Annotated in this window: 21 protein-coding genes; 17 read left to right on the top strand and 4 right to left on the bottom strand. The window is 50.5% G+C overall.

What is annotated here, in order from left to right; translation table 11 throughout:
* The first annotated feature begins 29 nt into the window (after positions 1-29).
* Both GOX53_RS03960 and GOX53_RS03955 read left to right on the top strand, forming a co-directional pair.
* A complete protein-coding gene (locus GOX53_RS03960; protein WP_171173703.1) occupies positions 30-872 on the top strand; it encodes a type IV toxin-antitoxin system AbiEi family antitoxin domain-containing protein in 843 nt (280 codons plus the stop codon).
* The gene (locus GOX53_RS03955; RefSeq protein ID WP_171173702.1) at positions 862-1,782 is read left to right on the top strand and encodes a nucleotidyl transferase AbiEii/AbiGii toxin family protein; all 921 of its coding nucleotides are present in this window, start codon (positions 862-864) and stop codon (positions 1,780-1,782) included. Before GOX53_RS03960 ends, GOX53_RS03955 begins: the two co-directional genes overlap by 11 nt.
* A gap of 12 nt (positions 1,783-1,794) precedes the next feature.
* Here the strand turns inward: GOX53_RS03955 and GOX53_RS03950 are convergent, their stop codons facing one another.
* Positions 1,795-2,211, bottom strand: a complete 417-nt coding sequence (locus GOX53_RS03950) for a hypothetical protein (RefSeq protein ID WP_171173701.1) — start codon at positions 2,209-2,211, stop codon at positions 1,795-1,797.
* A gap of 12 nt (positions 2,212-2,223) precedes the next feature.
* Entirely contained in the window at positions 2,224-2,730 is a 507-nt protein-coding gene (locus GOX53_RS03945; protein ID WP_171173700.1) for an antirestriction protein ArdA, read from the bottom strand.
* Between the two features lie 490 nt (positions 2,731-3,220).
* Here GOX53_RS03945 and GOX53_RS03940 point away from each other — a divergent pair, with 490 nt between their 5' ends.
* The 6 genes from GOX53_RS03940 (at position 3,221) to GOX53_RS03915 (ending at position 11,831) form a co-directional block, all read left to right on the top strand.
* Positions 3,221-4,258: a DNA cytosine methyltransferase gene (locus tag GOX53_RS03940; RefSeq protein WP_171173699.1), complete on the top strand. Its 1,038-nt coding sequence runs from the start codon at positions 3,221-3,223 to the stop codon at positions 4,256-4,258.
* Positions 4,258-5,391 carry a hypothetical protein gene (locus GOX53_RS03935; protein WP_171173698.1) on the top strand — a complete coding sequence of 378 codons (1,134 nt, stop codon included), beginning with the start codon at positions 4,258-4,260 and terminating at the stop codon, positions 5,389-5,391. The genes GOX53_RS03940 and GOX53_RS03935 overlap by 1 nt, the downstream gene beginning before the upstream one ends.
* Complete coding sequence (locus GOX53_RS03930) at positions 5,388-7,214, top strand: hypothetical protein (RefSeq protein ID WP_171173697.1); 1,827 nt, start codon at positions 5,388-5,390, stop codon at positions 7,212-7,214. The genes GOX53_RS03935 and GOX53_RS03930 overlap by 4 nt, the downstream gene beginning before the upstream one ends.
* On the top strand, positions 7,211-8,170 hold the full coding sequence (locus GOX53_RS03925; protein WP_171173696.1) for a hypothetical protein: 960 nt from the start codon (positions 7,211-7,213) through the stop codon (positions 8,168-8,170). Before GOX53_RS03930 ends, GOX53_RS03925 begins: the two co-directional genes overlap by 4 nt.
* 858 nt (positions 8,171-9,028) lie before the next feature.
* On the top strand, positions 9,029-11,428 hold the full coding sequence (locus tag GOX53_RS03920; RefSeq protein WP_171173695.1) for a hypothetical protein: 2,400 nt from the start codon (positions 9,029-9,031) through the stop codon (positions 11,426-11,428).
* 1 nt (position 11,429) lies between these two features.
* Complete coding sequence (locus GOX53_RS03915; RefSeq protein WP_171173694.1) at positions 11,430-11,831, top strand: hypothetical protein; 402 nt, start codon at positions 11,430-11,432, stop codon at positions 11,829-11,831.
* Between the two features lie 5 nt (positions 11,832-11,836).
* Here GOX53_RS03915 and GOX53_RS03910 read toward each other — a convergent pair whose 3' ends face one another.
* Both GOX53_RS03910 and GOX53_RS03905 read right to left on the bottom strand, forming a co-directional pair.
* The gene (locus GOX53_RS03910) at positions 11,837-12,280 is read right to left on the bottom strand and encodes an ankyrin repeat domain-containing protein (RefSeq protein WP_171173693.1); all 444 of its coding nucleotides are present in this window, start codon (positions 12,278-12,280) and stop codon (positions 11,837-11,839) included.
* Positions 12,270-13,361: a hypothetical protein gene (locus GOX53_RS03905; protein ID WP_171173692.1), complete on the bottom strand. Its 1,092-nt coding sequence runs from the start codon at positions 13,359-13,361 to the stop codon at positions 12,270-12,272. Before GOX53_RS03905 ends, GOX53_RS03910 begins: the two co-directional genes overlap by 11 nt.
* 83 nt (positions 13,362-13,444) lie before the next feature.
* Between GOX53_RS03905 and GOX53_RS03900 the strand changes: the two genes are divergently transcribed.
* The 9 genes from GOX53_RS03900 (at position 13,445) to GOX53_RS03860 (ending at position 19,019) form a co-directional block, all read left to right on the top strand.
* Positions 13,445-13,846, top strand: a complete 402-nt coding sequence (locus tag GOX53_RS03900; RefSeq protein WP_171173691.1) for a hypothetical protein — start codon at positions 13,445-13,447, stop codon at positions 13,844-13,846.
* Positions 13,846-14,844, top strand: coding sequence for a hypothetical protein (locus GOX53_RS03895; RefSeq protein ID WP_171173690.1), 999 nt, complete (start codon positions 13,846-13,848; stop codon positions 14,842-14,844). The genes GOX53_RS03900 and GOX53_RS03895 overlap by 1 nt, the downstream gene beginning before the upstream one ends.
* The gene (locus GOX53_RS03890; protein WP_171173689.1) at positions 14,841-15,530 is read left to right on the top strand and encodes a hypothetical protein; all 690 of its coding nucleotides are present in this window, start codon (positions 14,841-14,843) and stop codon (positions 15,528-15,530) included. Before GOX53_RS03895 ends, GOX53_RS03890 begins: the two co-directional genes overlap by 4 nt.
* Positions 15,531-15,641: 111 nt before the next feature.
* Positions 15,642-15,878, top strand: a complete 237-nt coding sequence (locus GOX53_RS03885) for a hypothetical protein (RefSeq protein WP_171173688.1) — start codon at positions 15,642-15,644, stop codon at positions 15,876-15,878.
* Positions 15,875-17,269 carry a type IV secretory system conjugative DNA transfer family protein gene (locus GOX53_RS03880; RefSeq protein ID WP_171173687.1) on the top strand — a complete coding sequence of 465 codons (1,395 nt, stop codon included), beginning with the start codon at positions 15,875-15,877 and terminating at the stop codon, positions 17,267-17,269. The genes GOX53_RS03885 and GOX53_RS03880 overlap by 4 nt, the downstream gene beginning before the upstream one ends.
* A complete protein-coding gene (locus tag GOX53_RS03875; protein ID WP_171173686.1) occupies positions 17,266-17,511 on the top strand; it encodes a hypothetical protein in 246 nt (81 codons plus the stop codon). Before GOX53_RS03880 ends, GOX53_RS03875 begins: the two co-directional genes overlap by 4 nt.
* Entirely contained in the window at positions 17,508-17,858 is a 351-nt protein-coding gene (locus GOX53_RS03870) for a hypothetical protein (RefSeq protein WP_171173685.1), read from the top strand. Before GOX53_RS03875 ends, GOX53_RS03870 begins: the two co-directional genes overlap by 4 nt.
* Positions 17,848-18,327, top strand: a complete 480-nt coding sequence (locus tag GOX53_RS03865) for a hypothetical protein (RefSeq protein WP_171173684.1) — start codon at positions 17,848-17,850, stop codon at positions 18,325-18,327. Before GOX53_RS03870 ends, GOX53_RS03865 begins: the two co-directional genes overlap by 11 nt.
* Positions 18,328-18,416: 89 nt before the next feature.
* Complete coding sequence (locus tag GOX53_RS03860) at positions 18,417-19,019, top strand: hypothetical protein (protein ID WP_171173683.1); 603 nt, start codon at positions 18,417-18,419, stop codon at positions 19,017-19,019.
* The last annotated feature ends 91 nt before the right edge of the window (positions 19,020-19,110 follow it).

The raw sequence follows: 19,110 nt of genomic DNA, 5'->3' as shown, positions 1-19,110 counted from the left end.
CCCTTTGCGTTCGTGCTATTTTGTAAACTATGGAGTTACAAAAAGAGAAAAACCTAAGGAATCTGCTTGAATCCGTCCCGCACGGCTTCTTTGTCGATTCCAAGTGGCTTGGCTCACAAGGGATTTCACGGCAGCTCGCAACAAAATACCTCAAAAGCGGCTGGCTGACACGTGAAGCGCATGGGCTATACCGGCGGCCTGTCCAGTCATCGACCGAGGGCGCTGCTGAAATCCCCGACTGGGAGCTGCTGATTCTCTCAATGCAGGTTTTGATGCAGTACAAGGTTCATGTCGGTGGCACCACAGCACTCCGGCGTCGCGGCCATGGCCACTATGTAACAATGGGTGCAGATGAACGGGTCTTTCTTTACGGAGATAAGATACCGGGATGGCTCAAGTCTGTTCAAACCAATGCCAAGTTTGAACTGCGCAACCGCAAGCTCTTCTCCAAACCTGACACCAGCCTGGATACAGGGATGAAACCCAACGACGGCCCACATGCCCAGCCACCGTGGCGCTGGTCACTTACACTGTCCTCACCTGAAAGGGCGATACTGGAAGCACTGAACGAGCTACCGATCCATGAGAGTTTTCACAACATCGACATGATGTTCCAGGGGCTTGTGAATTTGCGTCCGCGTCGCATGATGGCGACCTTGAAAGCCTGCAACAGCATTCAGGTCAAGCGGTTGTTCTTCGTCTTTGCTGATCGACATGACCATGCGTGGCGCAAACACATCGACGAAACCTCGGTCAATCTCGGATCGGGGGATCGGTCATTTGTAAAGGGTGGCAAGCTGCACCCAAAATTCCGGATCACTGTTCCATCAGAGTTCCTACCGCATCCAAGAGAGGAACAAGATGGACAGTAATATCTATGCTGCGCAGGTGGAGTTGTTGGTTGGCGTCTTGCCCTATGTCGCCAAGGAAGACATGTTCGCGCTCAAGGGTGGGACTGCCATCAACCTGTTTTATCGCGATTTGCCACGTCTATCGGTTGATATCGATCTCACCTATCTACCGGTTAAGGACCGGGCCGAAAGTCTGGCAGAAATCGACGCAGGTCTCGACCGGATCGCAGAAGATATTGCCGCCAACGTTTCGGGCACGACGGCCACGCGGATTAGCGGTGGCGGCGGTGGCGATACGCGCGTTCTGGTGCGGCGCGGCGGCGTTGAGGTAAAAGTCGAAACATCACCTGTCACGCGTGGCGTTGTGAACGATCCTGAAATTCTCCCCGTCAGCGAAGCGGTGGAAGATCGGTTCGGTTTTGCAGAAATTCAGGTCGTGGCCTTTGAAGACCTTTTTGCAGGCAAGCTTCACGCCGCGCTCGACCGGCAGCATCCGCGCGATCTTTATGATGTAAAGCTGCTCTATGAAAACGAAGGATTCGCAGATGCGCTGTTTCGCACGTTTCTGATCTATGTCGCTAGTTCGGGTCGACCGCCGCACGAGTTGCTTTCCCCAAATCTGATCGACCTTGATCAACCCTATGCGCGCGAATTCGAAGGAATGACCTCTGCACCTGTTCCGCTTGATGACCTGATCGAAACGCGCGCGCAGTTGATTGACGATGTGCGTGCCAAGCTCGACGAACGCGCGAAATCGTTCCTCCTTGGCCTTCATGATTGCGAACCGGATTTTGATGCCATCGGTCATCCAGACGCGGCAAACCTGCCTGCGGTGCGATGGAAGCTCATCAATCTTGAAAAGCTGAAATCGCAGAACGCTCCCAAGCACGCCGAGCAACGCGAAGAGCTTCTTGAGCTATTTGATGAATAGCCCAAGATGCAGCTAGAGAAGTTCGAACAGGTCTCTCTGCTTGGGTAGTTGGTCCAGCCGGTGCAGGTTCGCAAAACCGTTCAAGATGTGATTGAATTTGAGGCTGATCGCGGTGTGAACGCCGCCGCACTCCGGCTTGATTACCTGCTGGTTTTTGTCACGCCACCGGCGCAACTCACGGACGCATTCGCGATAGCGGGAGATGTCGCTCCTCAGGTCCTCAATTGCGCGGTTACGCAAGCATCGCAGCACTTCCGTGCGTTTCGGCTCTGCCTTGGCGTCCGCCTCACAGATTAAACTTGCGGAACAGCCCAGATATTTGCCCAAAATCGCGCAGGTACGAATTGCCTTGATAGACGGAATATCCCCGCCCAGCAGGTAATACCATGGATGTCCGGCGCTATAGCCTTGGTGGGAAAGAATGCTCATTTGCTCCCCCTCTCAGCTTGCGCGATAAATCAGGCGTTCGCCTGCAATCTCAACTTCGGAATACTCAACGGCCAAATCGCGGGCGATGGCGTCATAGTCGATGTAGAATTGGAACTGTTCAGGCACCTCACCGAATAGTCCCTCGTCCACGAATTGCACTGCCAACTCGCGCATAGTGCTAACGCCGTAGACATCAATCCCGTAGTGGTCAGGATCGTCCTGAGGATCAAAGCTATATCCCAGCTCGCCCGTGGCTATGATCACATTGGTCTTTTGCCAGTCTTCCCACGCCTTGGCACATTCAAGGAAGTCGGCGAAATTCGCTTGGTTGATGCCAATCGCCTTCGCCAATTCGCAATCCATCCGCTGGCCGTCGATGAACTGGATTTCAAACTCTTCGACGGGATCGCCAAAAGCATTGGTCAGGTTCTTAATCTTCTCGTCATAGTCCTCCGAGCTGGTGAAATAGAAGCCCTTGGCACTGATGTCATAGGGCTGTGCATGCAGTGTAATCGTCATATTGTCCTCGCTTTCGTTCAAAGGCGAAGCCGTCTCTTCGACTCCGCGCTTGAACCTCTGCCCAGCGGCGAGCGTCCAACTCTGGCATCCGTGACGAGCCCTGCGAGTAAGGGATTGGACGTTCGATCAAACTTTCCGGGGATGGGTCAACATCTTCTCGGGAGACCGCAACGCGGCGGAAGATGATTGACCCACAGCCAAAGCGTCACCGGATTTGATGCAAGCTGGAATGATAGGTTCCCAAGCGTGTGACCACACGCCGACACGGTCAATTCGGCAGCCAACCTGTCACCTCAACGAACACATCTTGGCAAACTCAAACAACTCACAATCCCTACAAACACCGCCATTTTCGGGACTTTCAGGTCTCGCCTCACCAGGTAACAATGTGTATCGTCACCAAAACTGGCCCAATCGCATTCAAACTCTTAGCTGCTTCAAGGCTCTGCGGTGGGGCGGAAATTAATAACACGGGGCGGAAATGCGAGTAGTGGATTTGTTCAGCGGAAGCGGAGGACTTTCTGCAGGGGCTGAAGCGGCCGGATTGGAGGTCTTGGCCGGCATTGATTTCGACACCAACGCCGTCGCAACTTTTCAGCGAAACTTCCCTCAAGCGCGTGTCGCACAAAAAGACCTAAGCAAGGTTGACACAACCTTTTCTGAATCACTGCCCGACTGCGATCTCTTGGTCGCAGGCCCTCCCTGCCAATCTTTCTCCACGTCCAATCAACGCACACGAACAGACGACAACCCCCTCAACAACTTGCTGTTTGTTCCAGTAGAGGTTGCAAAAGTGAAACGCCCTTTTGCAGTCGTTGTTGAAAACGTCCATGGCCTCGGAATAGGGAGCCGACGCAAGTATCTTGAAGAGCTGGTAAATCGCTTCGAACAAGTCGGCTATACAACGACGGTCGTGGTCGTCTCGGGTGCTATGGTTGGCTTGCCCCAACACAGAACGAGATTGTTTGTCGTTGCGACCCAGAAGCCCATAGCAGAATTTTCCTTCGTCGAAGCACCCCAACCAACTGTGAACGACGCAATCTCTGATCTCCCTCATTTAGAGATAGGTGCTTCAACTGACGTCTGCACATACGGCTCTCCAGCTGTGTCGCGCTACGCCGCAGAGCTCCGCGGGGCACTCAAAGAGTGCAGTGGTCATCTTGTTACCAACAACGCCGGACATATCATCGAGCGATACAAACATGTTCCGCAAGGCGGAAACTGGCGCTCGATTCCAATGGAACTGATGGGAAACTATAGCGATGTCACGAGATGTCACACGGGAATCTACCATCGGTTATCTAGCAACTTGCCCGCAAAAGTTGTAGGAAACTTTAGAAAAAATATGCTGATACACCCGACTCAACATCGAGGCTTGTCGATACGAGAAGCTGCCAGGCTTCAATCTTTCCCAGACTCGTATGTGTTTTGTGGCTCAATTGGCAAACGGCAACAACAAGTGGGGAACGCTGTTCCCCCATTAATGGCAAAAGAAGTTATTTCAAAGATACGCGACGGGGCAAATTAGTGAGCGCAAACAATAACCAAATTGAAAGAGAACTCGAACAGACCGCACCCGACCTGTTCAAAAAGTATGACTTTGTAAAGGAAAATCTTAAACCGATCCACGAGTCGGTTGTCCAAGGCGCTTCGGTTGCTGATGGTGGACTACTGACCGGTCATGGACCGGCGCATATCGCCAGAGTTGGCGAGGTCGCGTCCATCCTCGTAGATCAATGCCCTGTCGAATTGAGTAGCTACGAAATGTTCATTCTTCTTGTAGCAATTCAAATTCACGACATCGCAAACATAAAAGGACGGGAAAAGCACGAGAAACGAATTCCAGCAATTTGGAAGAAAGCTATCGCTGAACTTGCTTTCGATTCCTTCGACAAGTCTCTAGCAGAGCAAATCGCTTCCGCACATGGCGGAAAAATTGGTAACGATAAGAACACTATTGGGCGTCTTGAACCCGATGGGCCCTGGAACAACCAGCACGTAAGGCCCCGTTTTCTGGCAGCCTTGCTACGCGTTTCAGATGAACTGGCTGAGGATCCAGATAGAGCAGCACGAACGCTGTTGGCCTTGGACCAAGTGCCTAAAGAAAACGAAATATTTCATATTTATGCGGGAGGACTTCACTCCATTGCACCCGAAATTTCATCCAGTTCAGTTAGGCTGAGCTTTGCATTCAACGAAGACTTATTTCTGAAACCATTGGGAAAAGGTGACCAAGAAGAGTATTTGCTCGATGAGATTTACAGCCGTGCGGTAAAGACATGGCTCGAATGCATCTATTGTTCACGGTTTTTCCCAGGATTTGAGCTTAAAAAAGTACACGTCGAAATTCTGATCTTCGCGAAGCCAGATGGCGATGAAGACCAAATCGACCAACGAAAAGAGCATATACGCTTTTATTTGGAGGATGATGGCTACCCTAGAATAGGAGATGCTCAAATCTTCAACCTAAGTAAGGACATAGGTGATTTTCGTGGAGGCGGTCCCCTAACCGCACAGCGGTTGATAGATATACTAAAGCCAAACGAGGGCGAAAAGGAAAAGAAAGAGGCAAGCGACGTAAAAAATACAGGTAAGAAGCCAAGTATACTTGATGTGGTGACGGGATTTTTCAAGCCGAAGAACACGGGAGATGCACAATGATTTCAATTTCTGAAAACCCCTTCAGAGTGCATACACCAGAAGCACTCAGCGCCCAAGAAGTTGTTCAACTCTATGTGAGTGAAATGCCAGGGGCTGACACCGTTCACTCACCTGGTCACACAATGATCGTTGGGGCACGCGGGTCGGGAAAGAGCATGATGCTCAGATACTTGGAGCCGGATTGTCAGTCGCTGAGGAAACAGTCTACAAACAGTAGTGCGGCTAGTTACAGCGATATTGGTTTTTTTTCGATATATCTTACGATCAAACAAACAGACCTTATCTACCCTGAACTTCAAAGTCTTGAAGGAACCTTTGCTGATAGGGCTATCAACGAACACTTTCTAATACTGGTAATTTTGCTTAAGACAATTTCTCGCTGTCAGAAGAAGGGCACGCTTGAATTTCTTCGTGGTAAGACTGGCAACATCGAAGAGTCCGAGCTCTATCAAGCTATCTCATCCCAGTTCGACTTCGGGGAGCACAAGACAGGTGACTACTACCAGCTCTTTTCATTCTTGAAAACAAAGCTAGCGGCCCTTTACTCGACTAGCCTGACCTATTTGGATCGGATTCTTGAAGACCCGACCACAACCCCGAAATTTGAACAGAACCTACTACGATTTTCGACTTTCCTTTTGCCAATATTAGAGGGATGGCGCAGTTTACCAGGTATGCCCGACGATGGGCAGTTTTTTGTCATCATCGACGACGCCGACTACTTGAATGAGATGCAGACACGCATATTGAATACTTACATTTCTAATCGGCTCGATGGAGTGTATTTCAAAGTGTCAGCTGAAGTATATAAATACAAAACTTTCAATACCTTAGATCGACGCAGAATTGAAGTTTCCCATGATTTTTCTGAAATTCACACCATAGATATCTATACGTCCGACAACGCCCGCTTCTATAAAGACCGGGTAACTAGGATGGTCAACAAGCGGCTTGAATTACACAATTATCAGAAATCGAAATCCGGAAAAGTTGCCAATGCAGACGAATTCTTCCCCGAGGACTCAAAGCAAAAAGCCGAAATTTCGAAAATCCGGAATGAAATAAGAGTCAAGGAATCCAAGATACCAAGTCGCGCCAAACGCGTGCGTGACGACATGTATCGGTATTCGGTTCCAGAATACATTCGCGGCCTTGGTGGAACCAGGAAGTCACGGAGCTCCTACAGCTACAGTGGATACGATCAGCTAATTAACATCTCCTCCGGAGTCCCCAGATACTTTCTTGATGCAGCTTACATCATGTTCGACAGGATGAAGGCCAGCGGCGAGACCGATATAAGATTCATTTCTCCAACTATCCAAAATGTGGTCGTGAGAGAGCTTGCTGGCAGGGTTATGATGGATGAATTAGAGCGCCTCAAACTTAGTGAAGCTGAAGAACACGGGGCGTCTGATCTTGCAAAACGTCTCCACAATCTAATCGCTTCCCTGGGAGCGCTTTTTGAGAAGCTGTTGATCGACCCAAACTCCTCAGAACGTAGGTACTTCTCATTTGCAATCTCTGATTTCCCTGACGAAGATGTTTCGGCGGTCCTCAAGTTCGGCGTGCAAAACTCTATGTTCACGCGCACTTCGATCGGCAGGAAAGAAGGCTTTGGTAGAACCGACAGGTATATACTGACACGCAGAGTTGCGCCCTACTTCAACTTAGACCCAAACGGTTTTTCAGCTTATAAATTTCTTAAAAACAGTGTTCTTCGAACAATGATGCTTGATCCAGATGCCTATCGGAAAAATCTAAGAGCTCAGGGCCATCAGGCGTCTGATAGCGATGGGCCACTTTTTGACTGGGATACAAAATGACAAGAACTGATTTTGCGAACTGGGAGAGGGCTGATGGTCCTCCAGAGCTGGATCAAGCGATGGTTATTTTTTGGAATGGTTTTGAACCCAGATCGACAAAGCTTCTCCGTTCATCGCGTTTAGAAAACGTGCACCGAATCCTGGGATTTCGATTTGCCGACAACCAGTTTGACCTGTCAGAAAATGATCGCCAAATCTCAGCAGTCGCACCACCGGATCGTTATGAAACCCGATCTTGCGACCGCAGAAACCAATTTTCAACTTACAAAACGTTCTTCGAAATTTTTTCGTCTCTCGATAGAGAAGTTCGCATTGTTTTTGATATCACATGTTTCCCAAGAGATGTATTACTCATCGCGCTGTACGCTTTGAAGAAGACAAATCGCTTTGCTGATGCGTTGTGCACCTACAATTTGGCACAGGACTACAGTATTGGCACGCCAGACGGTCAAGAGAAGTGGCTTAGCAAGGGAGTTTCCAGTGTCTCCCCCTTAATTGGCTACCGAGGCGTTGTAAGCCCCGACAAACCGATGCAATTGATTGCTTTAGTTGGCTTTGATGACCAAAGACTGCTGCAAATCGCAGAAATATTGTGTCCAGACTCTGTTGTCTTTGCCTATGGTGACACAAAACTAACAGACCGTGATTGGCTTATTCAACAAAGCCACCAAGCTGTTGACGAACTTATATCGCGCTTTGACGATACTCGAAAGGAGAGTTTCGTTTGCGAAGAGGGGCAAAGCGTTTTCAACCTCATTGACAAAGCAACGGCTGAGCGCCCAGACCACAACCAAATTGTTGTGCCGATGAACAACAAGATTTCAACTTTGTTTACCGGCGCTTATTGCTTGGCAAATCGAAACGTCCAGATTTGTTACGGAGGCGGATTGATCTACAATCACTCACACTATTCTCTCGAATCTGAAACCTTTTTTTCTTGGAAACTTTCATCCTGAAAAGTTCTGAGGGATGCAACGGGAGAGCGTCAGCGTCTCCCTTGCCAAGTGGCGGGGTCCGCCCCCGCACATCTTGCCTTTTCTTTACGGCTGGGAGACGGAGACGCTACAGTCCTTCGTAAACACAACCAACCCGCCCAGCAGCTCTAAGTTTGTAACTGAATGACTAAATCGAAACCAAATGCAGACTTTAGAGACTTGCTTGAAACTGTTGTACAACAACAACGAGAGATTCATGCTGACCTTGCCAAAGATCAATCAACGGTACAAATAGCAAAAACACCGTCCCCGAAGACCGATGCCTACCCAAGGACGTTAGTTTCAACGCCTCGTTCTCAAGTGCGACAGCCACCGCGAGGGAACGGATGGTGGTTCGCTGGCGGCGCTGCGGTTGCGTTCATAATTCTGGCAAACGTTGGAAATAATGAATCGGACACAGATAGTTCAGCGCAACAGCAATATTTAGCGATTGCTTTGGCCTATTCTGAAGTCAACTTTCTGCCTAGATTTGCCCGATCTCCAACCCAATCGGGGGCCGAAGAAAGAGCGCTACAGGGTTGTCGAAGAAGCTATCCCAGTCATACATGTCGAGTTGCAGAAAGCACACCTGCGGGCGAAGCGTGGTGTCTTGACAGCGCAACCATTCTTTACTCACCGGGAAAATTTCTAGAGCGAGCGCATGGTTGGTACCAAAGCGTGCCTGGGGAAGATAAACTATCACCAAACACAGCGCAAATATTGTGCGAACAAGAGGCCGAGGACTACGGGTTTAATCCAAGCTCGTGCGGCAACGCTGCGCATCGCTTCTGCAATTTCTAGATTGCGCTTACTGCAACGTGCATTTTTTGAGGCAACGCCATGAACAGCCAAGCGAAGTTGAGAAATGATTACTTCAGTGCAAAAGGATTAGGCTCGCCGCCGAGCAGCCAGACTGAAAGGAGAGCGCGAGCTGAGAGTCTGGTAAGAAATCGAACTCCCCCCTTATTCGAAGCTGCCCTGATGCTTTTTGATCCATCGGAAGACCACAACGATCCGGATTGGCTGCAATTAATGGGCTGGGTCTATAGTCAGAAAATCGGCAATCCACTTTTTGATACCGACAAAGCAAACCTCTTCTTTTCAAGAGCTTCTGATATTTTGGCGTCGTCGGAAAATTATGGCGATCAAGTAGATGAATTCGATAAAAAGAATGAAGAATTCCGGGGTATCAAAATTATTGAGGTCGGCGAGGACTGCTGCAACAAATTCTTCACGGCATTACTTCATCACTTGCAAGGAGAAAGCGATCCCCAAGAGATTAAGTGGCTGTACGCATCTATCCCCGAAGGCACTCACAAGAACAGCAACATTTATCAATCTTGGATTGAAAACGGGTTGACGGTTAAATCACCAATTCCATTTTCTGAACTAGTTAACAGCAAATCAGTCGAACGCGTGGTTCAATCCATCACTTTGCTACCTGACCTGATGCCTGATGAGGAACAAAGAGGTGTGGAGTTATTGTTCGAGGCGTCTTTTTTTCTAGGCCCGCCTTTCAACAGCCTTTGGCATCAAGCGAAAATGGCGAACGACTTAAAACGAGAATGCTCCAAAATTGCCGATCTGGAAGATTCAATTTCGCAAGTTGGACTTATTCACAATGTTCTGGATGAGCACGGAGTCCCTGTGGCGGGCCTTTTGCGGGAACGCCATCCCGATGAAATCGAAGGTTGGCTAGACATCGATTTGATGGAATTTTCTTCCGGCGACTTCTTTGTGTCGGGGTCCGAAAGTGGAGCGCTCGTACCCATGATCACGCAAGATGATCTGGATGTTGTCGCATTCATTGCATTTCTGGATGGTGCGAATCCGACACCACCGGTTTTTAGCCTTGATCGAGTACCCTCCGGGAGAACCGACACCCGGTTTGACAGAAAAACGTTTTACCCGGAGTGGCTGGCTGCCACGCCGGTAGGGCAATCAATGTATCTTGCTGATTGGCTAATGAAGGGAATTATGCATCGTGACGGCGTGCCATCTCTCACTAACCCTTTCGCGAGCGGCGCTACCAAGCGGTTTTGGCATCCTCCCGCCATTGTCGAATCTATCGGGAACGCGACAGGCTCATGGTCACTGCCCGATGGGAATAGAGCCGCGAACAGCAGGTTTGCCATCGTAGTTCGATCTGTGGACTTGTCGTGCGCGAGGTTTGGGACCGCAGCACCAAACTTTGAGGGGCAATATAGGATCGACAACATAAATATCCAGGTCGAGAGCAGCCTGTACAATGGCAGGCAAGATGCGCGGAATGAAGAGCAATATCGTGAGAACGATCCGGCTACGGAGGTTGGTGCCAAGGCACAAAGACTAAACGAGAATTATCAAGAGATTGCGGATTTATTCCCTGTCTTTGAACGAGTTGCGGTGATTTTGCCCGCATTTTCAGTCATGTGTAGAGCAAGGAGTGATGGTGCTGTACTTTCTGAAGATACAAAGCGCCGTATCACTCGTAAGATAAATGCGTATAAGCGTGACTTTGAGACCAATTTCCCAAATTTTGAATTGTCTCCCAAACCATTCCACAAGGGTGGCTGCAACTGTAACGGCGGAATCGCCGCGCGAACGGAATCGACCGTTTCCAGGACGCAATTTCAGTCATTTGTCCCTCGTCCAAAACAGTCGCTATTTTCAAAAAACATAGAAGCCAGGCACAAGTTAAGTTCTGATGAAAAATTCAGATCGCAGGGTGGGAAACCAAATGCCGAAGCGTCGCTTAGTGCTGCTAGAAATAAGTATCAAACGCGCGCCTTGGAAATACAAATGGCTATGAGAACTCGGGACTCCTTCAATATTTCTGGGGATAACCCCGCTGGATTAGACTCAAAGCGCGCGCAAGAGCTTGAAAAACTGCATATTGGCCTCATGCAGCAAGCAAGAAACCATAGTCGCGCTTATAAGCCGATTGAGAAGGAAATTGTGGGAATCGCCCAACGAGGAAACGACGAATACACTTACCTAACTGTTGATCGGCTGGCACATATTTTAGAGGGGCATGAAGGGCTTAGAGAAGAAAAGTTCAAAAAGTACACGGGCCTCGGTTCAGCCACGGCGATAGTCGACTCGATACTAGAAGCTTCGGTCTCCTCCTCTCAAAATGGCGAGCCTCAAATGATTGAGTTTGACGTTCCAGATGGCGGCCAAACTGCACAACTTCTCACAGTGCTTTCTGATGTTGGAAACGGCTGGATCGTGACTGCATACCCTCGGAGGGTAGAGTGATATGACGACAAGAAAATTAAGAATATTTCCCTACCATGGTGTTGAAGTGCTTCAGTTCGTCGAAGATGGATTTTTCCTCGCATTCAAAAGCGAGAGCAGAGGAACACGATCTGATTCTGCGGGAAATGTTTTGCTTCGCCAAAATTCTACGATCAACACTGAGACTCAATTGGTGGGCAAGCAGATACTCAAGTGTCAACGAAAACTCTGTGCCAAGTACTTTGATGCGCAATTTTCAATGCAAAACGGCGTCGCTACCCCTGACGAGAAAGCTGAGTTCTATAAATTGTTGCGAGAATTCCACGGGGCTTTGGTGGAGAGCCTCGATCCGGAAGAATACCTAGTCGTCGAAGTGCGAACACCAGAACCGAACCCATTCGTTATGAAATCACTTCATACTTGAAGGTCTCAGATTTCACTCTTTGGCATGAACCTCAAGACTGCCGACTCCGTTGGTGAGTCTTCAAATGCCTCGTTCTCGAGAGCCATCATTTCATCTGGATATGCCGCTTCCATCACCGCCTCAAAGATTTCCTGATTGACCGTGTAGTCAAGCATATCGACCGCCCGACGATTGAAGTTGTCAGCCAGTTGGGCATCTATCTCGCGCTGTCCGAGCAACAGCCGAACCATCTTTGGGTTTTGCCTGAAAATGGCAATGTGGAGCGCTGTCAGGCCACCGTAGGGGTCTTGTAGATTTAGCTGATCTGGATCGGTTTTAAGGATGGCCTGCGCCTGTTCAAACCTGTCGTAGTAAACTGCCAATAGCAGTTGGTACCTCTTCAAATCCGACCCGCGATCTTCGAAGTACGCGAGCTTTCTTGTCATTTTTATTTTTGGCTTAATGCTCATACATAGTACCGATAACTAGCGGATTTTCCAATATTTTTCTAATTGTGAACTCGTCTGAAAGCTCTGGAAGAACGAAGTGCAAGTCGGGGTTCGCAAGGAAGTCCGGCGGTTTCCTGAAATACGCATAATCGTTCGCGATGGTCATCATGATGTGGTCACGCCGATTTGGTAGCGGTGTAGTTGCTTCACTTACCGGCCCTTGCAGGAAAAACTCAGAAGCGATGCTCAGATGCTGTTCTCGCTTGAGCGCCTCAACATCAGCCTTAGGCAACTTCTGCCACCGGTCAATCACGTCCTTCTGATTATGATACACATGAAAGCTCAGCCCATGCGGCATCTGCTTAGATCGCTGATATTTTCTGCCGATGACGATGGAATGTGTCTTGGCAACCCGCGTCAGGCAATCGCGCAGCTTAACCTGAATGGTGTTGGAAGAAATCACACCGATCCCTTCATAGAAAACCCTCTGGCAAGATGACTGAAAACTTGATGACGAGAGCGCCGACAAGGGAAGTTCCGCCACGTAGAAATACCCGTATGGCGTCTTTTGCAGGATCAGGATCATCCGCCGTTGGATGAAAGTATTCAGCTTTCCCATGTCCAATTGCCCCGACTTGTTCTGCCGGGTTTCCTCATGCAGCCATCGGCGAATATATGATGTTGGCATGAAGCAGTTTTCATCGCTTGCAGGCACGCAGAAATAGACGCCAGCAAACTCGTCTAAAATCTGTTCGTTCCATTCATCGATGTCATTGGGTTCGGGGATGTGGAAGTAGTAGTCCCGCGCAGGTTTAGCGAGTTCGTCAAAAATCGCATCGGGATGCAGACGATCACGAATGCCACTGTCGTGCTGGGCCTCAAGATAGCCGATGATGATTTCGATGTTGGCGTCATCAAGTGTGCCATCGCGCAACCTGTAGAACGACTGACGCTGAAACTTGACATTGCGCCATTCAGTGATGCGGTCTGCGAGGCCAGTCCAACTTAGTTTCGACGTTGTATGAACAAGGTCGATCAACACACGAAACAACCGCTGTTTCGCATAGGGCCCAAAGCGCTGATCCTGAACCTGATCGGTCACGTAGTTACACTCGTGTTACAGTTTTTCGTCTTTGGCGAGCCTATCAACCATAGGGAAATCCGCAATTTTTTTTGAGGACCCCAATGGCAATCTTACTCATCAAACGCGCACTCTTCGGGCGCAAGAAAAAGAAGAAGCACCCGCCTGAGCTAAAGCTTAAACGTGGTCGCGCCGAACAGGTGAATGAAACGCTTCCGGTTTCAACGCAACGCCGTATTCCTGAATGGGAAGATGTGCTCACGTCATCGCTCAGGGAGAACTGCCTTGCGCCCGCCGATGAAGTCATCCTGCACGCATTCGACCTTTATTGCGACGAGTTGAACAAGCCCGTCCACGAGCGGAGACGCCGAATGGCAGGGCTGTTTTCCGAAGTCACAACCGAATTCGCCCAGTTGCAATCGCTCGCCCCTGACATGGTGGAACGCGCTGCCGCGAAGCACCGACTTGAACTCAACCACTTCACCGACAGTAAGGGAGCATTCTGATGGCTGCGTTTCGTCCGCCTGATGGGCTTGAAAAACTTGGGATGATCATTGCAGCGCTTTTGCATGAAGTCCGAACCGCGATCTTTCGCAGACGTGTCGCGACACTGACGCTTGGTTTCTTCGCGGCGATCTTCGTCACACTTGTTCTTGCCGAAACGCTGTTCGCAACTCTGATGTTTTCCATCATCAGCGTCGAAATCCTCGGTCACGTCGTTTCCGGCGCCGCCTTTGCATTATTGGTTCCGACCGTGATTGGTGCCGCCCACGTCAAACTGCATTATGAGAGCGACCATTTCACCAGATGGTGGCTCAAAAAACTGAGCGGGATCGGATTGCTGATCTTCGTGCTGGGCATGTCATCCATGGTAGGATTTTCAGCCTGGCGCGCAGCAAGTGACGCTGTTTCCGCAATCTCGACAGGCCCCACGGGTACGTTGGGGAACCAACAGGTTAGCGCCGCGCCCGAACCTTCAACCGGCTTCGCCGATTGGATCGGCATTATTCCGAATGGTCTTTTGTTTCTCGGCCTTTCCTTCGGAATGATCATCACAATCTATCTCGCGTCCTTCTGCCTGGGGCGGGCATTGCAAAGCTTCAATCTGCTGACCCAAACGCCTCCGATCAGCAAAGAGGTGAAAGCTTCGTGTGACTCGCTGAAAGAAGCGATGATCAAGCTGCGCACGGCGCGCGATGAGGACGAAGCAGCGCGCTGGAAGATACCGCTTGATCTCAAGCATCGGTTTGCCCGCGAAGCCTCAAATGCGTGTTGGAAAATCACGCAGAACAAGCTTGGGGCAGCACGGCGCAAATTTGACCCGATGCGGTTGAATGATCCGCTGGCGATGGCGTTCAACGATGCTGATATCGCCACCATTCCGAACCAGTTCGAAAACGAAGAGAGCTTCTGCCGCCACATGGCGGATGAGATGGACGGGCTGCGACTGCACAGCTTGATCCGCGTCCTGACCGGCCTTCCTGAACATGGAGAACAAAAATGACCTTGCAAAACACACTTCTCGCAGCGCCTTTGTTGGTCGCCGCCAGCATCGCAAATGCTCAAGAGAATATCCCGCGCACGATCTTTGGCATCGACATCTCAGGATCATCGACATTTCTCTATGACTCGCATTCGGGAGGCGTTGCCGGAAGCTATGTTCAGGCCCATATCACTAGGCTGGACACGCCTCACCAATTGATCATGGTTTCGGTCGGAGATGTCGGGCTTGGTCGCCGACAGATCGATGTTCGCGCGACGGTTACTGAAAGCAGAGCTTCTAACACGGCCACGCTCAGCCAACAGTTCGGCGGCTACTTTCGGTCGATGCCTAGCTTGGTCGCTGATGGTGCAGTTACCCCGCAAAACACCACGTCGATCATCGCCTTCTTCCGCTCTCTGACGCGGGTATGTGATGAAGGAGAAACAACCGTCATCCTGTTTTCCGATGGTGTTGAATGGAGCGCCTCTGTCGATGGGCAGGCGTTCGTGAACGGTAGCGTTGATCTACCCATGCCGGATCAACCTTTCCTGTCCGGTTGCCGCATTGAAATGCTTGGTGTTGGCCAACTGAAAGCGACGCTGAACTCTGATGGGCTAGAAGAACGTTTGATCCCGCAATGGGAAGCCTTCCTGGATGCCGCTGGTGCGGATTCCGTGCTGGTGAGCGGTAGTTTCTTCAACTTTTAGGAGGCGGATGTGTTTTCAAAAAAGCCTAAAATCCAGAAACACCCTCAATCGGTCTGGTCCGAATTCACCTCGGTCGCAGCGATCAATGGCCGGTTTCTGATGGCGGCCTTGATGATGATCCTTGCCTACAAGCTCTGGCCTGACCGGCCGGAGTGGTGGGGATTTGGGCTGATCAGCATCTGTATCTGGGCTGGTGCGATTTCTCATGCCGTCGGCGGTTTTCGCGACATGTTCCGACTGATCGAGCGCGGTCGAACAATTGCAGACCAAACCCAAGATGCCGCTGAAGCTAAGCAAGCCCGCAAAGTCACCACTGATGTTCTGCGCAATGCGGGGATGAAACGATGACACGGCACGATGAAATCCGCCGTATCCTGAGCGTCGATGATGATGGCAGCGCAACTATAGAACCTGACAACACCTCTTCGGGCCTCGTGCTGGGCGGTATTGGCTCCTGGAAGACAACATCCACGGCGTTACCCATGATTCAATCCATGATCGCAGATCGCGAACGCGGCCAAATGATCAATGATGCTAAAAATGGTGAGATCGCCAGCCAGATAGGTGCCATGGCCGAGCAGTTGGGCCGTAAATTTGGAGCCATCGACCCATATAATGAATTGGGTGATGATTTTCCCAACAAAATCACAGTGAACGAATTGTCCGGGCTCGTTACAGCACATAGACGGAATGATCCCGGTCTATCGATGCTGGTAAAGGGAGTTGCGCAAACACTTGTGCCCGAGCCTGACAACGATCAGCGTAATTTCTATTGGCGAGAAGAGCCACGTATACGCATTCGTTTCGCAATACGCTTTCTGCTTGAACGAAATCCGGCTCTTTGCACCCTTGGCGGTCTATCAAACTTCATCTCTGATACCCGCCGCTTTGATCGGTTTACCGACATCGCAGCGGAGGAAGCGGAAGCCCGTGCTGTGCGTGTCTTGGCCGGACAAATCCGAGAAATGCGCGAACGTAACCCGGAGCACCATTATCAACATATGGGAGCGGCAATCTCGGCTCTCGATCTGTTCGATGAAGGGCCACTTCATGACGCAGGTTTTGATGCCGATATCACCCATGAGGAACTGCTGCGGGACAAGTGGATTGTCTGTTTCGTCACACCCGCGCGCTTTATCGAACAAATCGGCACATGGTCTGCCGTCCACTTCAATACGCTGCTTGGACTTCAATTGACGGCTAAATTTGGCCGAACCGATTTCATTGTCGACGAAGCACCATCTGGTCCATTCCATCCGTTTTTCCGCGATCTCAATACCATTCGCGGCTCTGGCGGGCGCATTCTTTTGGCTGGTGTATCGCGCGCTGCTTTCATCAAGCGATACGGAGAAAGGGTCTTCGCTGCGGCTGAAGAAAACTGTCGGGTCAAACAGTATCTCCAGGTGGCTACGGTCGAGGAAGCTGAGCGTATCGTGAAAGCCGCCGGAGACGAAAAAACCATCTCGAACTCCGTCGGGATCAATTCGGATCGCAACTCGTACTCCAACACCATCAACACAGGCAAACAACCACGCCTGACCATCGATGAAATTCTGAACATGCCGCGCACGCATCAAGTGCTTCAAGTCACGGGTGTGGGGACATGGATTTGTCCCAAGGTACGGCAAAATGAGATTGCCCCAACATGCTTCATGCTCGGCGAAAATCACGTTGAGGGTGGACGGCTGGAACCTGATCCGAAGGTTACGCTTCCGACTGGCTTGGAGGGCGACCAATGAAGATCATTCGCTTTTTCATCTGGGTCGGTCTGCTCGCCATCATTCTGATGGTCTGGAATGGCGCGGGCTCACCTTATGTGATCTGGAGCTATTCCTATCATGACAACGGCACCAGCGACCCGTTTGCAGATCGCTACTACACGAGCTGCACTTTCATCAATTTCCGCAGCTCCGTCACGCTGCCTGCCCGTTCAGGGCGCTGTGGCTGGGTCAAATGGATCAGCGCTGGAGCAGTTCAATGACGACTCTAGTGCACCGATTGGATGTACTGCGCATCAACTGGTTCGGGAATGCGATCAACGAGGCCAAGCCGCTTGGTCAGCTCAATCCTCGCCAGCCCCTTGAGGCACTCAAGGATCAAGTCCTGTTTGACGGTGCCTTTGACAATCAACCCGTCGCAATGATCGCGGTCACCCGCCGCCAAAATCCGGTATGGCTCAATCGCGTCCCAGAAAGCTACGTATTCCAATGGTTCCAGCCATTCCTCAACATCCTGAATATCTTCAAAAACAATCATCCGAAGATTGTATCAGACCACTGTTTTGAAACGCAAATTTCCAACGCAAAGGAGCTGTCACATGAGCTATGACGCCGATCATGCGATGCAGCAGATGCATCTGGAAGCCGTGAAAGAGCAAACCATCCGGCTGCTACAAACAGACGCGGACTGGAAACGATTTCGGTCAAACCTGACCAGTGCGCAGAAACAGATCGATGATGAAAAACAAAGTTACAAGGATGAATACGCTCAGCGTGTCAGCAAAGCGTATCAAGAACTTCAGCGCAAAGCTGGCGCAAAAACCTATGACTACCCGACGCCCTTCGGCACGGATCGCTTCAACAAAGACCGTAATCAACAGCAGGCCCACAAGATGGCGCGCCATGAACACGCGCAACGCCTCTACAGGATCCGAGAAGCGGAAATCGCCGGATATGAATCGCTTGGCGAAGACATCCGAACGCGCGGTCGGCTGAAGGATCATGCCCATGACGACTTTGCCCGCGCTGTTGATCGGCGAGATGGCCAAGACAGACGCGTGTCAGGCCCCGAGAGATGACCTGCCATCCAATGACCATCTGGAAGCGCCAAAATGACCAATTAAGGCAGATATTGTGACCTAAAACCAAAACAGGAAAGAAATCCCTCATGAGCACAGGATATGTAGACCCGAAACGTCAGGAAGCTCGTCAAAGCTATACCGGCAACCGCTTAACCGATAGCCAGTTTGACGAGGCCTGGAATATCACCGCAATTATCCATCGCGAAATCCGAAAATCAGGATCGTTTCGGGAAAAGCTGACCGCCTATGCGCATGCCTTCGCTTGCAATGAATCGCTTGATCCAATGCGCGGAGAGACAATCCTGCGGGATATCTACAGCGCGCGTCACGGTGAAAGCATGAACCAGACGCGTAAAGGGTTGATGGAACGTGAAGCGATCTTGCGTGACACTGGTGATGATCAAGCCCTGCATCACGCGCGCATGGTTGAGACGCTGATTCAGGACGGGCCAACCATGCCCTTCTATCGCGCGTATGACATCTCGGCTGTGGAAATGGCACGCCAACATGGTGTGACTGAGTCCGGTGCGAAATCCATGATGAAGGAAGCCTTTGAAAAGGCCGAGGGCCGTGATTTCTACATTTCGGGCAAGAAGCTCGAAGAACAGTACCACAGGCCTGTTCGCGAGGCTGAACGTGCCTCACAGCGGTCTGACCGGCAGCGCCAGCGCACAGGGCCACAGATGTAAACCCAATAAGTTGTTGCCACAATTGGGAAAATATGCCTAATATGTTCCCCTTTTGTTCGTGCGCGAGGTCCGCGCATGATCGGAACATAGG

Source organism: Ruegeria sp. HKCCD8929 (assembly GCF_013031405.1).
Classification (GTDB): Bacteria; Pseudomonadota; Alphaproteobacteria; order Rhodobacterales; family Rhodobacteraceae; genus Ruegeria.
The sequence above is the reverse complement of the archived record's forward strand: the minus strand, read 5'-3'. Positions and strand labels throughout refer to the sequence as shown.

What these genes read in the sequence shown, in the direction of transcription:
- GOX53_RS03920 (WP_171173695.1), top strand. Translation starts at nt 9,029, where the DNA reads ATGAACAGCCAAGCGAAGTTGAGAAATGATTACTTCAGTGCAAAAGGA.
- GOX53_RS03960 (WP_171173703.1), top strand. Translation starts at nt 30, where the DNA reads ATGGAGTTACAAAAAGAGAAAAACCTAAGGAATCTGCTTGAATCCGTC.
- GOX53_RS03880 (WP_171173687.1), top strand. Translation starts at nt 15,875, where the DNA reads ATGACACGGCACGATGAAATCCGCCGTATCCTGAGCGTCGATGATGAT.
- GOX53_RS03895 (WP_171173690.1), top strand. Translation starts at nt 13,846, where the DNA reads ATGGCTGCGTTTCGTCCGCCTGATGGGCTTGAAAAACTTGGGATGATC.
- GOX53_RS03915 (WP_171173694.1), top strand. Translation starts at nt 11,430, where the DNA reads ATGACGACAAGAAAATTAAGAATATTTCCCTACCATGGTGTTGAAGTG.
- GOX53_RS03930 (WP_171173697.1), top strand. Translation starts at nt 5,388, where the DNA reads ATGATTTCAATTTCTGAAAACCCCTTCAGAGTGCATACACCAGAAGCA.
- GOX53_RS03910 (WP_171173693.1), bottom strand. Translation starts at nt 12,280, where the DNA reads ATGAGCATTAAGCCAAAAATAAAAATGACAAGAAAGCTCGCGTACTTC.
- GOX53_RS03875 (WP_171173686.1), top strand. Translation starts at nt 17,266, where the DNA reads ATGAAGATCATTCGCTTTTTCATCTGGGTCGGTCTGCTCGCCATCATT.
- GOX53_RS03885 (WP_171173688.1), top strand. Translation starts at nt 15,642, where the DNA reads ATGATGATCCTTGCCTACAAGCTCTGGCCTGACCGGCCGGAGTGGTGG.
- GOX53_RS03865 (WP_171173684.1), top strand. Translation starts at nt 17,848, where the DNA reads ATGAGCTATGACGCCGATCATGCGATGCAGCAGATGCATCTGGAAGCC.
- GOX53_RS03870 (WP_171173685.1), top strand. Translation starts at nt 17,508, where the DNA reads ATGACGACTCTAGTGCACCGATTGGATGTACTGCGCATCAACTGGTTC.
- GOX53_RS03890 (WP_171173689.1), top strand. Translation starts at nt 14,841, where the DNA reads ATGACCTTGCAAAACACACTTCTCGCAGCGCCTTTGTTGGTCGCCGCC.
- GOX53_RS03950 (WP_171173701.1), bottom strand. Translation starts at nt 2,211, where the DNA reads ATGAGCATTCTTTCCCACCAAGGCTATAGCGCCGGACATCCATGGTAT.
- GOX53_RS03945 (WP_171173700.1), bottom strand. Translation starts at nt 2,730, where the DNA reads ATGACGATTACACTGCATGCACAGCCCTATGACATCAGTGCCAAGGGC.
- GOX53_RS03955 (WP_171173702.1), top strand. Translation starts at nt 862, where the DNA reads ATGGACAGTAATATCTATGCTGCGCAGGTGGAGTTGTTGGTTGGCGTC.
- GOX53_RS03900 (WP_171173691.1), top strand. Translation starts at nt 13,445, where the DNA reads ATGGCAATCTTACTCATCAAACGCGCACTCTTCGGGCGCAAGAAAAAG.
- GOX53_RS03860 (WP_171173683.1), top strand. Translation starts at nt 18,417, where the DNA reads ATGAGCACAGGATATGTAGACCCGAAACGTCAGGAAGCTCGTCAAAGC.
- GOX53_RS03925 (WP_171173696.1), top strand. Translation starts at nt 7,211, where the DNA reads ATGACAAGAACTGATTTTGCGAACTGGGAGAGGGCTGATGGTCCTCCA.